This is a genomic window from uncultured Marivirga sp., assembly GCF_963974845.1.
Lineage (GTDB): Bacteria > Bacteroidota > Bacteroidia > Cytophagales > Cyclobacteriaceae > Marivirga > Marivirga harenae.
Map to the genome: position 1 here is coordinate 283,957 of NZ_CAXBEQ010000003.1, position 15,315 is coordinate 299,271.

The following is a 15,315-nucleotide window of genomic DNA, read 5'->3' on the forward strand; positions in this document are numbered from 1 at the left end:
ATGGCTAATGAGGGGATAAGTTTAAGGGAAAGGAAGTCAGCTAAATTGAAATTACTGATATTATCAATTGCCAAAACAATGCTTAGGCAACAAAATTTCCAAGATATTCACGTGACTGAACTCTGTAAAAAGGCGGGAATATCAAAGGTTACATTTTTTAGGTATTTCCCCCAGAAAGAAGATCTTCTCTTGTATTTTATGCGAGTATGGGCTTTTGAGCTCAGCATGGAGTTACAAAAGAATGATATTAAAGGTATTAAAGCCGTAAAACTAATATTTGATCGTTATGGTAATTTATGTGAAAATTATCATTCCGTAATCCTACACCTAATAAAGTACCATGCGGTCTCGCCATTGGTTTTAAAACCCATTAGTATAAAGAAAGCTGAAAAACTATTGCTTTTTCCACACGAAGAAGAAATCCAAAATATGGAGGTATTGGCATTTGATAAATTATTAGAGAAGTATATGCTTGAAGCCATATTCCAAACCGAAGTAACCAAAAGCTCAGATGTTTCAGAAATGGTAAGCATGCTGCTGACTACAACTTATGGGTCAATATTGGTGGCTAAAATGAGACAGTTACCAGTTAAGGCAGTTTTAAAGAAAAATGTAAATGCTGTTCTAGAAACTTACTGAATTATCGCTTGATATTATTAGCCCTTCAGCATTTTTGATTATTTTTACTGACAAATAATTAATTATGAAAATCACAGAGTTTTTAAGACATAACTATAGACATTTTAATGCGGCTGCTTTAATTGATGCAGCGGATGGATATAAGAATCATGTAGAATCAGGCAAGAAAATGATGGTAACCTTAGCTGGAGCTATGTCCACAGCTGAGTTAGGGATTTCCTTTGCTGAAATGATCCGGCAAGACAAAGTGCAGATAATCAGTTGTACGGGAGCTAATTTGGAAGAAGATTTAATGAATTTAGTAGCTCACAGCCATTACGAAAGAGTACCAAATTATAGAGACTTAACCCCCCAGCAAGAGTGGGATTTGTTGGAAAAAGGGCTAAATAGAGTGACTGATACTTGCATACCTGAAGAGGAAGCTTTTAGAAGATTACAACAACACATATTTCAAATATGGAAAGACGCTGAAGAAAAAGGGGAGCGTTATTTTCCACATGAATTTATGTATAAATTGATTCGTTCTGGTGTTTTAGAACAGTACTATGAAATTGACCCTAAAAATAGCTGGATGTTAGCTGCAGCAGAGAAGGACCTACCGATTATAGTTCCTGGATGGGAAGATAGCACAATGGGGAATATTTTTGCTAGCTACTGTGTAAAAGGAGAGCTTAAACCCTCAACAATGAAATCTGGAATTGAATACATGACTTTCTTAGCAGATTGGTATAAGAAGAATGCTGGAACAGAAGGAGTTGGATTCTTTCAAATAGGAGGGGGTATAGCAGGTGACTTTCCGATTTGTGTAGTTCCTATGCTTTATCAAGATTTAGAATACACAGATGTTCCGTTTTGGAGTTACTTTTGCCAAATCTCTGACTCAACTACTAGCTATGGCTCATACTCTGGAGCGGTTCCTAATGAGAAAATTACATGGGGTAAATTAGATATTGATACTCCTAAGTTTATTGTTGAATCAGATGCAACTATAGTGGCACCGTTGATCTTTGCCATCGTGTTGGGGCAGTAATCCTTTTGATAATTTTCTGAAACTTGTCAGGTTTCATTGATTGTATTTTGCATAATGTGATTAGTCTATGCTCTGTATTTTCAAAACCTGACAGGTTTATTTAATTTTTAATACTTCAATATAAACTCCTGCAGGTTGTCGGCACGTTCTAGTTCCAGTTTTTTCCTCAATCGATATCTTGCGATTTCTACCCCTCTAACTGAAATATTCAGCAGATGAGCAATCTCTTTAGTACTTAAGTTCATCCTTAAATATGCACTTAATTTAATCTCTTGTGGACTCAAATTAGGATAATCATTTTTCCATCTTTTTATGAAATCCCCGTGGACCTGGTCAAAGTGAATGGAAAAATGTTCCCAATCATCATCTGCAGAAATGTTTTTGTCTATATTATGAACCACTCTACTGATTTCATGCTTAACTTCTTGATTTTTGCTTCTTTTTGATATTGTATTCAAGTTTGATTTAATGCTATTAATAAAACTGTTTTTATTAATTAAGTGCATTGTAGATGTCGCCAATTCTTTATTTTTAAGCTTTATTTCTGATTTTAGCTTTTCATTTTTAAGATGTTCAAGCTGTTCTTCGGATGTTTTGAGCTCACTGTCTATTCTCGTAATTTCTTTCTCCTTCTCCTCAGTTATAATCTCGGTTTTCTTTTTATATCTTAACTCAATGAACAGAAATATTAAAATAGAAGAGACAAGTCCTGTTATTACATATAGACTATATGCCCAAGTTGTTCTGAACCAGGGTGGTAATATCGTAAATTCAAATGTAGCTACATTGCTTAATTGACCATATACATTCCTTGCTCTCACTTGGAATATGTAATTACCTTCTTTTAGATTCGTGTATTCTTTAGCTGTTCTCACTGACCAATCGCTAAAACCAGTTTCATTATTTTTAAGCCAATATTGATACTCATTCTGGAATTGCCCATTCATATATGGAGCACTATACTCCAGTCTTATAGAATTTTCTTTATACGGAATTTCGATTTCTTGATTTAATTGTTTGAAAGAAACTGCATCCCCTTTCATTTGCCGGCCATAGGTGATGATTGAATCCTTCGAGTTAGAAATCCCCACCTTGGTAAAGATGACATCAAAATTTATGTCCTGTAATTTTTGAATCGTATTATCAAATTGAACAAATCCTTCTTTTGCAGCGAACAGCACCTTATTTGCATCCAAAGTAATTATCTTGTGCAGATCATCATTTAAAGCATTCTTCAATTGGTTAAATACGGAAGTATGTTTCCTATATTTTCCGTTAGTACTTTTTTCTAGGACTCCTGTTTCTTTCATACTTACGAAATAGATATTTCCCAATGCATCTTCTGCAAAGCTTACAAATTGTGTTTCAGCCGGAAAATGGTCTGACAAGAAAGATGATTTGACAAAGCGGTCTTTCATTTGGTCGTACTCGTAAAGGCCATCTTCAGTGGAGAATATAACGGTATTATTAAGTCGCCATACATTAATTAAAACCTTAGAGGGTAGGCCTTCTTCAATCCCATAATATTCAGCACTTACAGATTCTAAATCATCTGCTAATTTTATTTTATAAACACCTTTATATCCATGTGTCATCCAAATATTACCATTTTCATCTTCTTCCATTACGCGTGATGATTCTTCAAAACCTTTAAGTTCATGCAGCAACTCTATACCTTTATCTGTTTTCTTAAATAATGATAAACCCTTATAATTACCTTGAATGACGTAATTTGGATATTTCCTTAAATCCAAAAAAGTCCAAGTTCCAGGGATTTCAGAAATGATTTGTGCCGTGCCATTTCTAATTCTGAAAGTGCCGGCATGATGACCAAGAATCACTTCATTATTAATATTTTGAACCGTATAGACCTGACCTATCGTATTCTTAACCTCTTCGAATAAGTGGTTTTTATGGTTAATATTTTTGTAGTAAAGGCCATTATTTGTTCCTAAAAAGAGGGTGTCATTAATTAGCAATGCATCATATCCAGTGCCGGGTAATCCAGTTTGTTCGTTTACATGTTCGAAGGGAGAATTTAAGGCAACGGAAGAAATTCCGTTATTGTGACCTAACCATAGATTCCCTTGAATATCTTCATGTAGAGAAAGAACGGTTCGGTTTTCTATTCCTTTTCCCTTATTTAAATGCAATTGAATTTCACCTTTAACATTCAAAACATAAAGGCCGTCATTTTGAGTCCCGATGGCAATATTACCCGACCGAAGCCTCTTCATTTTATTGATGTTAGAGTTCTTAAAAGTCGCTTGACTAAGCTTATTCCAAACGTCAATATGGCCGCCTGTTTTCAAGTAAACTCCGTTTTTCAAGGTGCTGATTAGCAATTGATCGTTGTCCAGCTCAATTATTCCACTTATTGTCATTTTACTGAAATAATCACCGTAGGATGTAGGTCTTACCAATTCATCTTCCATAACCGACAGACCTTTACCGGCTTGATTTAGGAATAATTTGTTGTTTACCAGGAAAAAATTATCAGGATCGGTTTCTGGTTTAACAATATTGACTAATCGACCTGATAAATTATATATGAAGATATCATCAAAAGTACAGAATAGTATTTGATCATTTTTTTTAAAGACCCTCCATGCTTCATCAAAGTTCCGGTTTTCATCAGGAATGCTATCCGCCAGGCTGACAAAAGTTAATTTCCCCTTTTGGTCAGGAATATAATAACCAAAGTCACCCTGAGCTGCTATATATATTTTTCCATTTGAATCAACATATACATCTCTGCACTTTGTACCACTCTCTAAAGAATATTTGTTCCAATTGGTACCATCAAATTCCAGAAGTCCAAAATTATTGGCAACGTACAGGAGACCTGCCTGGCTTTGAGTAATCTTCCAATTTTGAATTCCGCCTTGATAATCCTGACTTGAATAGTATTTATAAAATGGATAACCTGTAGACTGGCCATGCCCATGAGAAGCTAATAGTTGGAGTCCAATAATGAGTAATAAAAATCCCTTGTAGTATTTCATTTCCATATCATTAATAGTTTACAATTTAGTAAAATATGATAAGATTGTAGTAATGTTGGAGAATATAGTGTAGAAAAAAACGGAAAAATTTTTATTACAATAAATGGTCTTTATTGTGTTTAAATACAGAAGATCTATTTATTTGATGAATTTTTGAGAAGTATGTTTTTGTGACTTGATGTAGTTATGATGTATTGTTAAAATTTGCTTAGTGTTTTATTTAATGGTCATTTGGTCAGAGCTTTTGCTAGGAAAGCTTCTAAAATTATTGATACAATTAAACAAAATAAATATGAAGCAAATTTTATCTTTGGCTGTCTTTATTTTATGCGCCTTCGTTTCAGCAGGACAGGTGAACGTTTCCGGGAAAGTGACTGACGAATATAATGAGCCACTTCCTGGTGTCAATATTATGATAGTGGGGACCACTGAAGGTACTACTACAGATCTCGATGGTAACTACAAACTGTTAGTTAATGAAGATGCTGAACTTCGGTTTAGTTTTATTGGATATGAAACTGTTTTAGAGAGCATCAACAACCGTTCTGTTATTAATGTGAAATTAGTTCCTGACTTTGGTTCTCTGAGTGAGGTGGTAGTGGTGGGATACGGTACTTCGACCAAAAAAGAGTTGACAGGAGCCACCTCACAAGTAAATGCTGAGAAAATCACGGAACGGCAAGTTCCTCGTTTGGATCAAGCCTTGCAAGGAGCCGTGGCTGGTGTAAATATAACTACAAACTCTGGTTCTCCTGGAGGCTCATCAAATATAAGAATTAGAGGTATATCTACAAATGGTGATAATAACCCATTAATTATTGTTGATGGAGTTATTTATGATCAGGCTGGCTTAAATGCATTGAATCCATCGGATATTGAATCAGTTAACGTCTTAAAAGATGCTACTGCTAGTATATACGGTGTTAGGGCTGCTAATGGAGTAGTATTGATTGAAACGAAGCAAGGAAAAAAGAATAAGAAACCAAGTTTAAGTTTTGATGGGTATTACGGTATTCAAGAAACAGCAAAGCAGCTAGATTTATTAAATGCTCGTGAATATGCAGTTATTAAAAATGAAGCATTCAGCGCAAATAACCAAACAGTTCCTTTTGCTAATACCCAGATTGGAGAAGGCACAGATTGGCAAAGTGAAGTATTTCAACAGGCTCCAATCGAAAATTATAATTTGAGTCTATCTGGTGGAAATGAAAATACTTCATATAATATTGGTGGATCTTACTTTAATCAAGAAGGTATTGTAGGAGGTGAGAAAGCTAAATTTGAAAGATATAATGGCAGACTAAATTTCACCACGGATTTTTCTGATCGAATGCGATTTATTAATGTATTGCTATTCACACACGAGATTAGTAGTGGCTTACCAGAGAACGGCATAGGTTCGGTCTTGTACAATACCATAAATGCCTATCCGACTGAGTCTGTTAGAACCGATGGAAGGTATTCCTACCTAGATAGAATTGCTGATATTATAAATCCATTGGCTCAAATGGAAAACTCATTCAATGAAACTTTTGTAAATAAAATTACAGGGAAGCAGGAATTAGCTTATGATCTAAATGAGCATTTTACTGTTAACGGTCGCCTAGGATACAACTATTCTATCGTTGACTTTAAGGGTTTTAATCCATTGGTTTGGTATGGTCTTGGAAAAGCACAAAATTCTGCCGCAAATGAAGATTTAGATCCCGTTTTAATTGAAATTGGCGATCCAGAAAATGATGGAATTATTCTTGAAAGAGGCGCAAGCGTTACGGAAGCAAGAACAACCTATCTTGATTACATTTTAGAGGGCTTTGTTAATTATGAAAGAAAGTTCAACGATGTTCATACCGTAAAGGGCACATTAGGAGTATCATATAATGAAACCTCATTTCAAGGGCTTAGTGGAACTGCCTTCAATATTCCTAATAATGATATTGATTTAGCCGATATATCAACAAACTTGGCTGTAAATGGATATTTAAATAATACAGGATCTAGTCAGGGTTTTCAAAGATTATCTTCTCAATTTTTAAGGGCGGAGTATGATTATCAAAAAAGATACCTTCTTTCTGGAATTATTCGAAGAGATGGATCTACTCGCTTTGGTCCTAATAATAGGATAGGATATTTTGGATCTCTATCTGGTGCTTGGGTTATATCAGACGAAGAGTTTTTTGATTTCTCCTTTGTTGATTTCCTAAAGTTGAGATCGAGTTTTGGGGTTATTGGAAATGATAGAATTGGTGACTTCGGATACCGGGCGCTGCTTGGTGGTGAAGGGAACTATGTGTTTGATGAGGTAATTCAGATTGGTGCAGCCATTGGTCGGGCAGGCAATCCTGATTTGAAATGGGAGACTACTCAGCAAACAAATATTGGATTTGACTTGACGGTTTTAGAGAATTTGGACTTCACGACCAATTATTTTATCAAAGACACACGAGATTTATTATTTCAACCGCCTGCACCTGCGATTTTAGGTACCTATGGAGCTGGAGGCCAGCCTCCAATTATTAATGGGGGTGATGTGAGAAATTCTGGTGTCGAATTCGAAATAGGTTACAGTAATAAAACAGCTTCAGGTTTAAGATTTAGTGTGGATTATAATATCACATATTTAAAAAATGAAGTTTTAGCGGTTCCCGATGGTTTAGAATTTCAAAATGGTGCCCAATTTGGAGTTGGAGGAGTTGTGGCAACTCGATTGGAACCGGGAAAACCAATTGGTTATTTTATTGGCTATGAGACAGATGGAATTTTCCAAAATCAAGCAGAAATAGACGCGGGTCCAACTCAAAGAAATGCAAGACCAGGTGATTTGAGATTTGTTGATCAAAATGGTGATGGAGAAATTTCATTTGGCGATGATAACGACCGGACTATGATTGGCAGTCCTATTCCAGATTTTACAATGGGGTTGAATCTATCTGCTTCATTCAAAGGATTTGATATTTCTGCTAATATGTTTGCAGCTTTAGGCCAAGAAATTATTAGGAATTATGAACGTCAACAACCTTACGCCAACCAACTTTCCTATGTTCTAAATCGCTGGACTTCACCTGGAAGTAGTAGTGAAGTTCCAAGAGTGACAACAGGGCAAACACAAAATACAAACTTTTCACAATTCTATGTAGAAGATGGATCTTTTGCTCGGTTGAGAAACATTCAATTGGGCTATACTTTTCCCGAAAGCTGGTTGGACTTAGCAAAGATTTCAAAATTCAGGGTTTATGTGTCTGCTAATAACCTTTTAACTATTACAAAATATCTAGGATTTGATCCTGATGTGGGTTCACCTTCTCCATTTGGAGCTGGGGTTGACAATGGTATTTACCCACAAGCAAGAGTATACATGGGCGGTGTTTCATTAAACTTTTAATCTGATTGAACTATGAAAAAGATTTTATATACAATTACATTTATAAGCATATTCGGGCTTTTCACCTCTTGTGACGATAAGCTAGAAATTGATCCTTTATATGCACAAGATGCCGATAACTTTTTTAATACACCTGAAGATTATCAGCGTGCCTTGATAGGGGCTTATGATTTATTACAAACTTCATATTTAACACAATGGATAGGAGAAATTGCTTCTGATAATGCGATTGCTGGTGGCGAGAGTGTTAATGATACTCGTGGATTACACGAAATTGAAACGATGACTCATGGTGGGGTTAATGAAGAATTAAGAAGTGTTCTCAGATATAACTATGCCGGTATTACGAGAGTAAATTACATTTTTGAAAATCAGGAGAAGATTGATTTTGAAGGTAAGGATCAAATCTTGGCGGAAGCTTATTTTCTGAGAGCTTACTATTATTTTGAATTAACAAAGTTTTTTGGAGCAGTGCCATTAATCATTGACCGAAGGATCGGTATTGAGGAAGCCACTTCTATTGAAAGAGCAGCAGCTAGTGATATATATAGTCAGATTGAAGCTGATTTAATTTCTTCTCATGAAGTACTAGATTGGAGCAATCCTGTCAAAGGAAGGGTGACCAAAGGCGCTGCCCTAGCCCTTTTAGGGAAAGTTTATCTTTATCAGGATAAATTTACTGAAGCGGCTGAAATTTTTGACCGGGTAATTGATGAAGGTCCATACGGATTGGTTGAAGTAAACACCTCCGAGGATTTTGCAGCATTATTTAGCGTGAATGAAGAGGGAAACCAAGAGTCAGTTTTTGAAATTCAGTACACCGGCCTAGAAGGGGGATCTTATGATTGTTTTGTTTGCTTAGAAGGTAATGTTGCTGTGGGGTTCCACGGGATTAGACAATATAGCGGACCGATTTATGGTGATGGTAACAGTTACAATTTGCCTACTCAAGATCTTTATGATGAATTTGATCCTTCTGACATCAGGAGGAATGGAACAATTCTAGACATAGAAGCCTTTGCCACATCTAACCCTAGTGTAAGCTATGCTGTGGGTGGGGGAGGTCATACTGGATACTTCAATAATAAATATATTAAAAGATCTGCAGAGTTAGGTTTACCAGATAATGATTTAACAAGTCCGGTAAACTACAGAGTCATCCGTTTCGCTGATGTATTATTAATGGCTGCAGAAGCTCATAATAGAAAATCAGGAGCAAATGACGCCCTCGCTCAGAGCTATTTAAATCAAGTTCGTCAACGTGCAGGAATGCCAGCTATTAGTGCTAGCGGTCAAAGCTTAACTGCCGCAATTTGGAAAGAAAGAAGATTAGAGCTTTCCGGGGAAGGATACCGCTTCTGGGACCTGGTGCGAACAGGTCAGGCTGCTGCGCAAATTGACGGATTTGAGTCTAATAAAAATGAGCTTTTCCCAATACCACAAACCGAAATCGATTTGGCCGGTGGCACTTGGGATCAAAATCAAGGATACTAATAACTAATATAAATCTATAACTAAAACAATAATTACCTATGAAACATCTATTTGGAAAATTTATGATGATTGCAGCAATATTCGTATTGATGAGCTGCGATGAAGAAGAAGAGCCAACATTGGTAGATCCCCCAACTGAAGCTGATGCTGCTTTTACCTTTCAGGCCACTGCTGAAAGCGATAATATTCTAGAGTTTACAGCTTCGGTTGATGGTTTTAATCGATACGTTTGGGATTTAGGAAATGGAGAGAGCGCTGATGAATCAGCAACTGTTACAGGTACTTACCCAAATGCTGGAAGCTATGAGGTGACTTTGACAGTTTTCAATGACGGAGGAAGTGCATCGAATACTCAAGAGATTGAAATTGCTGAAACAGACCCAACATTGCTTGATAATGCACTTTACAATCTTCTAACTGGAGGTGTCGATGGTGGTGGTTCAAAGACTTGGGCAGTAGACTCCGCATCTGCTGGTCATTTTGGTGTTGGACCTAGTCCTGAAAATGGAGACTATGATGGTGATTATCCTAAATACTACGCTGCAGGTGTGAATGAAAAAGTTGGAGCAGGTATGTATAATGATAGATATACATTCATTTTAGCAGATTTTGGATTTGACATGGCCACCCAAGGAGATATTTATCTGAATGCTCAGCAAGAAGAACAATTTCCTGACGCTTACGATCCTGGTGTTGGTGATTTAACTGCTCCATTTACCCCTGCAGAAAACTTAAATTGGAACTTAAGCTTTCCTGCTGAAGGTGAAGAAGGTGATACCACACTAAGTATAAATGAAGATGGATTTATTGGCTACTATACTGGAGTTCAAACTTACAAAGTAGTGAGTATTTCTGAGAATGAATTATTTCTTCAATTTGAAGACGCAGCCAATGCTGATCTTGTTTGGTATTTAAGATTGGTGCCAGAAGGATTTGACAGTAATCCTGGTGGCTCAGTAAAAGCAACGCTACCGATTGGGTTTGAGACTCAAACTCCTGATTTGTCATCTTTTGAAGGAAATGAGGCATCAATAGTTGAAAATCCTGACCAATCGGGAATCAACACTAGTTCTAACGTATTACAATTAGTGAAAGGATTTCAAGGGTTCTCTGGTTCATTTTTTGACTTGGCAGAGGCTCCTACCATTGAAGAGGGCACTACTTTAACGCTAAAAGTTTGGGCTCCTGTTACTGGAGTGTTCAGAATCAAGCTGGAAAATTCAGCTGGTGAATTTGTTGAAGTAGATGCTGATGTTAGTGTTGGAGAAGAATGGACTGAGCTAAGTTTCGACTTATCAGCTGGAGTAGGACTTTCGTTAGACAGATTAGTGCTATTCCCAAGCTGGGAGGTTCCAAGCACTGGTACTTTCTATGTTGATGATGTTGATGTACAATAAAAAGTAGTAATGTTTAAGTTTAATTTAATTTGTTTTTTCATCATGGGTGTCCTCGCTTCTTGCGAGGATGCTCCTATTGATGATGTAGTGAAATTACCTGAAAATCTTGCAATTGAGATTGTTAAATCAGAAAGTAATCCTAGGGTGGTATCAGTCAACGCCTCAGCCGATTTGGTCAATTTTTATAGATTTTATTTTGGAGAAAACCCAGATGATTTTAAAGAATCTACAAGCGGTACAGCCCAATATACTTATGAACAATCAGGTCAGTATGAAATCACTGTTCAAGCACACGCAACCAGCGATGATTTTATCAGTGAGACGGGTGACATTGAAATTCAGGATGTTAATCCAGAAGATGAAGAAGATCCAGAAGACCCATTCGAGCCTTCCTTTGAAGGTTATGAAAGCCCTTTGGAATACGAAGGCTATGAATTAGTGTGGCAAGATGAATTCGAAGCTGAACAACTTTCAGATGATTATACTTTTGAAATTGGCACTGGGAGTAATGGCTGGGGAAATAATGAATCGCAGTATTATAGAGAAGAGAATACACGCCTAGATGAGGGCTATCTAGTGATTCAAGCCAAAGAAGAGAATTTTCAAGGCAGGGAATACACATCTTCTAGAATTATAACAGAAGGCAAAAAAGAATTTAAATATGGTAGGTTTGACATAAGAGCCAGAATGCCATATGGACAAGGAATATGGCCAGCAATATGGATGCTTGGATCAAATTTCAGACAGGTTGGCTGGCCATTTTGTGGTGAAATTGATATAATGGAGATGATCGGTGGTCAAGGTAGGGAACGAACTGTCCATGGAACTGTTCATTGGCAAAGTAATCAAGGCTATGCAAACTTTGGACATAGTAGAAATCTTTCAGAGGGCACATTGGCAGATAAATTTCATGTCTTTTCAATAATATGGGATGAAAATTCAATTCAATGGCTTATTGATGATCAGCCTTATGGAAGCATTGACACGACCCCATCTCATTTGGACGAATTTAGGGAGGAGTTTTTCTTTATTTTCAATGTTGCTGTTGGCGGTAACTGGCCACAGTATCCCGATGAAACCACTACCTTTCCACAGGAAATGTGGATTGATTACGTAAGAGTTTTTCAACAACCGGAATAAATTATTTGACCTACAACCATAAAACTTTAAAACAGCTATGACCAGACTCCTAAAAAAAATAATTGGGGTGATTTGTCTCTCACTAATAGTTCTTTCATGCAATCAGCCTAATAGAGTCGAAGAAACAGGAAATAGATATGAAGCACGAGTTGATTCAGTGCTTTCAATAATGACTTTGGAAGAAAAAATTGGTCAATTAAATCAATATAGTTTAGGAAGCGAGTTTACGGGTCCTGGCAACAAAAAAGGGCAAGATAGTATTCGCTACCAGCAATTGATTTCTGGTCAGGTAGGCTCGGTTTTGAACCTATTGGGAGCTGAAAATACATTAAAAATGCAAAAGTTAGTAGTTGAGAATACCAGACTGGGTATTCCTTTACTATTTGCCTATGATGTAATCCATGGTTATCAAACAATGTTTCCAGTTCCCTTGGCCGAAAGTGCTTCTTGGAATCTGGAGCTAATGGAAAAAACTGCACAAGCCGCTGCAGCAGAATCGGCCGCCTCTGGCTTGCACTGGACTTTTGCTCCTATGATTGATGTGACTGTTGATGCTAGATGGGGACGAGTCATGGAAGGGGCTGGAGAAGATCCATACCTACAATCAGAAATTGCTACAGCAAGGATTAATGGTTTTCAAGGAAATGATTTGAGCCATAATAAAACCATAGCTGCGACTGCCAAACATTTTGCCGGTTATGGATACGCTGAAAGCGGTAAAGACTATAATTCAGTTAATATCAATAACTACATTCTTCACAATCATATTTTGCCTCCGTTCAAAGCTGCCAGTGAAGCAAATGCAGCAAGCTTCATGAATGCGTTTAATGATATCAATGCTGTTCCTGCCACTGCTAACCAATATTTGCTACAGGACATTCTTCGTAAAAAATGGAACTATGATGGAGTTGTTGTTTCAGATTGGAATTCCATAGGGGAGTTAGTTAATCATGGAGTGAGCCCAGATTTGAAAAATGCTGCAAAAAAAGCCATTTCTGCTGGTAGTGAGATTGACATGGAAGGAACGGCCTATATTAGAAACCTTGCTTCATTAGTGGAAGAAGGTGAAATTGACATAGCTGCAATAGATAAGGCAGTAAAACATGTCCTACAATTAAAATTTGAATTGGGTTTATTTGATGACCCTTTTAAATACTCTAATTCAGAAAGAGAAAACGAAATTGTTGGGAATGAAATGCATCATGATTTAGCGGAGGAAATAGCCAAAGAGTCTATTGTGCTTCTAAAGAACGAAAGATCTTTATTGCCCATTAAAAGTGCTAAAAACATTGCAGTAATTGGACCATTGGCAAAAGACAAAGATACACCATTAGGAAACTGGAGAGCTCAAGCTGTAGCTAACTCAGCAGTTTCGTTATATGAAGGTTTGGAACAGACTTTTCCTGAAGACGTAAATTTTGAATATGCTGAGGGAGTGGAATTATCGATTGGACCTAATAACTTCTTTCAAGAACAAGTAATTAATGAGAGAGATAAATCCGGATTCGAAGAAGCAAAAGCATTAGCCAAGAAGTCAGATTTGGTAATTATGGCTTTAGGCGAAACTGCTTATATGTCCGGTGAGGGTAGAAGTAGAGCAGACATTGGTTTACCAGGCTTGCAAAAAGAATTGCTTAAAGAAATCCATGCAGTAAATCCTAATATTATATTGGTATTAATGAATGGGAGACCATTAGAGCTGAGCTGGGAAGATGAAAATATCCCGGCCATATTGGAGGCTTGGCATCTCGGGCAAAGAGCTGGTATTGCCATTGCAGAGACTTTAGTAGGCCAAAATAATCCATCAGGAAAGTTGACGATGAGCTTTCCTCGTCAAGTCGGTCAAATACCTATTTATTATAACCATAAAACAACTGGAAGACCTTCAACAGCTCCTGGGCAAGTATTTTATACCCATCACACCGATGTGGATAATTCACCTTTATATCCTTTTGGTTTTGGCTTAAGTTATTCAAAATTTGATTATCGACAAATTGAATTATCGCAGAATTCAATGACAGAGGATGAAGAAATAATGGCCACGGTAACTATTCAAAACACTAGTGAAGTGGACGGACAAGAAATTGTACAGTTATATATTCAAGACTTAGAGGCAGAAGAAACGCCAATGATCAAGTCACTGAAGGCTTTCCAAAAGGTTGAAGTCAAAGCAGGACAAACTGTACAGGTTGAATTTTCTATAAAGAAACAGATGCTTTCATATTATAAATCAAATGGGGATTTAACGTTGGAAAAAGGTGATTTCAGAGTCTTTATAGGCACGAACTCAACTGTAGAGCAATACAAAAAATTTGAGTTAAAATGAGATATGTCTTTATAATCGGCCTTCTATTATTTTTTAGCCAATGCAAGGAGCAGGATGATTATTTGATTTGGTCTGATGAATTTGATGGAAGTGGATTGCCCAATTCAAAATTTTGGAATATAACAGAAGGAAATGGTTGTCCAGATTTATGTGGGTTCGGAAACAATGAAGCACAATACTATACCAAAAACGCTGAAAATCTTAGATTAGAGGATGGTAAACTAATTATTAATGCTTTAGAGGACAACGAAAAAGGGTTTACTTCAGCAAAAATTACCACCAGAGAAATAAGTGATTGGAAATACGGATATATCGAAGTTAGGGCAAAATTACCCATAGGTAAAGGTTCATGGCCTGCAATTTGGATGTTACCCACCGTTGAGGGCAAAATGGATTGGCCGAGAGATGGTGAAATAGATATTATGGAGTATGTTGGTTATAATCCAGGGACAGTCTATGGAACCATTCACACCGAAAACTATAATCATACAAAAGGTACGGAAAAATCAGATTCAATAAAGCTCAAAGATGCACATAAAGTCTTTCATACTTATGCTATTCAATGGACGGAACAAAAAATTGAATGGTTGGTCGATGATGTCCCTTATCATGCTGTCTATAAAAATGGTGAGGGAAAATCGGGATGGCCTTTTGATCATGAATTTCATTTAATTTTGAATTTAGCAGTCGGTGGAAATTGGGGTGGAAAACACGGTATTGACGAAGCTAGTTTTCCTCAAGAATTTGTGATTGACTATGTAAGGGTTTATTCACAGAAACCTGATTTACCGAAATAATTTTAATTCCATAGGTTTAAATATAATGCCATCTATAAAAATTACTGCAGTTAGATGTTTATACACCAAAAAATTTTGGTAATATAGCTTCTCACTTTAAAATAC

9 protein-coding genes are annotated in these 15,315 nt (G+C 36.7%); 8 read left to right on the forward strand and 1 reads right to left on the reverse strand.

The features are described 5' to 3' along the window. Both AAC601_RS08790 and AAC601_RS08795 read left to right on the forward strand, forming a co-directional pair. On the forward strand, positions 1 to 639 hold the full coding sequence (locus AAC601_RS08790) for a TetR/AcrR family transcriptional regulator (RefSeq protein ID WP_303268816.1): 639 nt from the start codon (positions 1 to 3) through the stop codon (positions 637 to 639). A 64-nt stretch (positions 640 to 703) separates the two neighbouring features. Beyond that, positions 704 to 1,669 carry a deoxyhypusine synthase family protein gene (locus AAC601_RS08795; protein ID WP_303268817.1) on the forward strand — a complete coding sequence of 322 codons (966 nt, stop codon included), beginning with the start codon at positions 704 to 706 and terminating at the stop codon, positions 1,667 to 1,669. A gap of 107 nt (positions 1,670 to 1,776) precedes the next feature. Here AAC601_RS08795 and AAC601_RS08800 read toward each other — a convergent pair whose 3' ends face one another. Next, positions 1,777 to 4,674, reverse strand: a complete 2,898-nt coding sequence (locus tag AAC601_RS08800) for a triple tyrosine motif-containing protein (protein WP_303268819.1) — start codon at positions 4,672 to 4,674, stop codon at positions 1,777 to 1,779. A gap of 292 nt (positions 4,675 to 4,966) precedes the next feature. On the opposite strand from AAC601_RS08800, the gene AAC601_RS08805 reads away from it, so the two are divergent. From AAC601_RS08805 to AAC601_RS08830, 6 genes are read left to right on the forward strand one after another with little or no spacing between them, the layout of a single operon-like run. Continuing rightward, positions 4,967 to 8,056, forward strand: a complete 3,090-nt coding sequence (locus AAC601_RS08805; protein WP_303268821.1) for a TonB-dependent receptor — start codon at positions 4,967 to 4,969, stop codon at positions 8,054 to 8,056. 12 nt (positions 8,057 to 8,068) lie between these two features. Continuing rightward, positions 8,069 to 9,550 carry a RagB/SusD family nutrient uptake outer membrane protein gene (locus AAC601_RS08810; RefSeq protein ID WP_303268823.1) on the forward strand — a complete coding sequence of 494 codons (1,482 nt, stop codon included), beginning with the start codon at positions 8,069 to 8,071 and terminating at the stop codon, positions 9,548 to 9,550. A gap of 38 nt (positions 9,551 to 9,588) precedes the next feature. Then, a complete protein-coding gene (locus AAC601_RS08815) occupies positions 9,589 to 10,947 on the forward strand; it encodes a PKD domain-containing protein (protein ID WP_340153032.1) in 1,359 nt (452 codons plus the stop codon). Positions 10,948 to 10,989: 42 nt separating this feature from the next. Further along, positions 10,990 to 12,087 (forward strand): glycoside hydrolase family 16 protein, encoded by a 1,098-nt coding sequence (locus tag AAC601_RS08820; RefSeq protein ID WP_303268827.1) that lies wholly within the window; start codon positions 10,990 to 10,992, stop codon positions 12,085 to 12,087. A 37-nt stretch (positions 12,088 to 12,124) separates the two neighbouring features. After that, positions 12,125 to 14,413 (forward strand): beta-glucosidase BglX, encoded by a 2,289-nt coding sequence (gene bglX, locus AAC601_RS08825; RefSeq protein ID WP_303268828.1) that lies wholly within the window; start codon positions 12,125 to 12,127, stop codon positions 14,411 to 14,413. Beyond that, positions 14,410 to 15,210, forward strand: a complete 801-nt coding sequence (locus AAC601_RS08830) for a glycoside hydrolase family 16 protein (protein WP_303268829.1) — start codon at positions 14,410 to 14,412, stop codon at positions 15,208 to 15,210. The genes bglX and AAC601_RS08830 overlap by 4 nt, the downstream gene beginning before the upstream one ends. Positions 15,211 to 15,315 lie beyond the last annotated feature (105 nt).

What these genes read in the sequence shown, in the direction of transcription:
- AAC601_RS08790 (WP_303268816.1), top strand. Translation starts at nt 1, where the DNA reads ATGGCTAATGAGGGGATAAGTTTAAGGGAAAGGAAGTCAGCTAAATTG.
- AAC601_RS08795 (WP_303268817.1), top strand. Translation starts at nt 704, where the DNA reads ATGAAAATCACAGAGTTTTTAAGACATAACTATAGACATTTTAATGCG.
- AAC601_RS08800 (WP_303268819.1), bottom strand. Translation starts at nt 4,674, where the DNA reads ATGAAATACTACAAGGGATTTTTATTACTCATTATTGGACTCCAACTA.
- AAC601_RS08805 (WP_303268821.1), top strand. Translation starts at nt 4,967, where the DNA reads ATGAAGCAAATTTTATCTTTGGCTGTCTTTATTTTATGCGCCTTCGTT.
- AAC601_RS08810 (WP_303268823.1), top strand. Translation starts at nt 8,069, where the DNA reads ATGAAAAAGATTTTATATACAATTACATTTATAAGCATATTCGGGCTT.
- AAC601_RS08815 (WP_340153032.1), top strand. Translation starts at nt 9,589, where the DNA reads ATGAAACATCTATTTGGAAAATTTATGATGATTGCAGCAATATTCGTA.
- AAC601_RS08820 (WP_303268827.1), top strand. Translation starts at nt 10,990, where the DNA reads ATGGGTGTCCTCGCTTCTTGCGAGGATGCTCCTATTGATGATGTAGTG.
- bglX (WP_303268828.1), top strand. Translation starts at nt 12,125, where the DNA reads ATGACCAGACTCCTAAAAAAAATAATTGGGGTGATTTGTCTCTCACTA.
- AAC601_RS08830 (WP_303268829.1), top strand. Translation starts at nt 14,410, where the DNA reads ATGAGATATGTCTTTATAATCGGCCTTCTATTATTTTTTAGCCAATGC.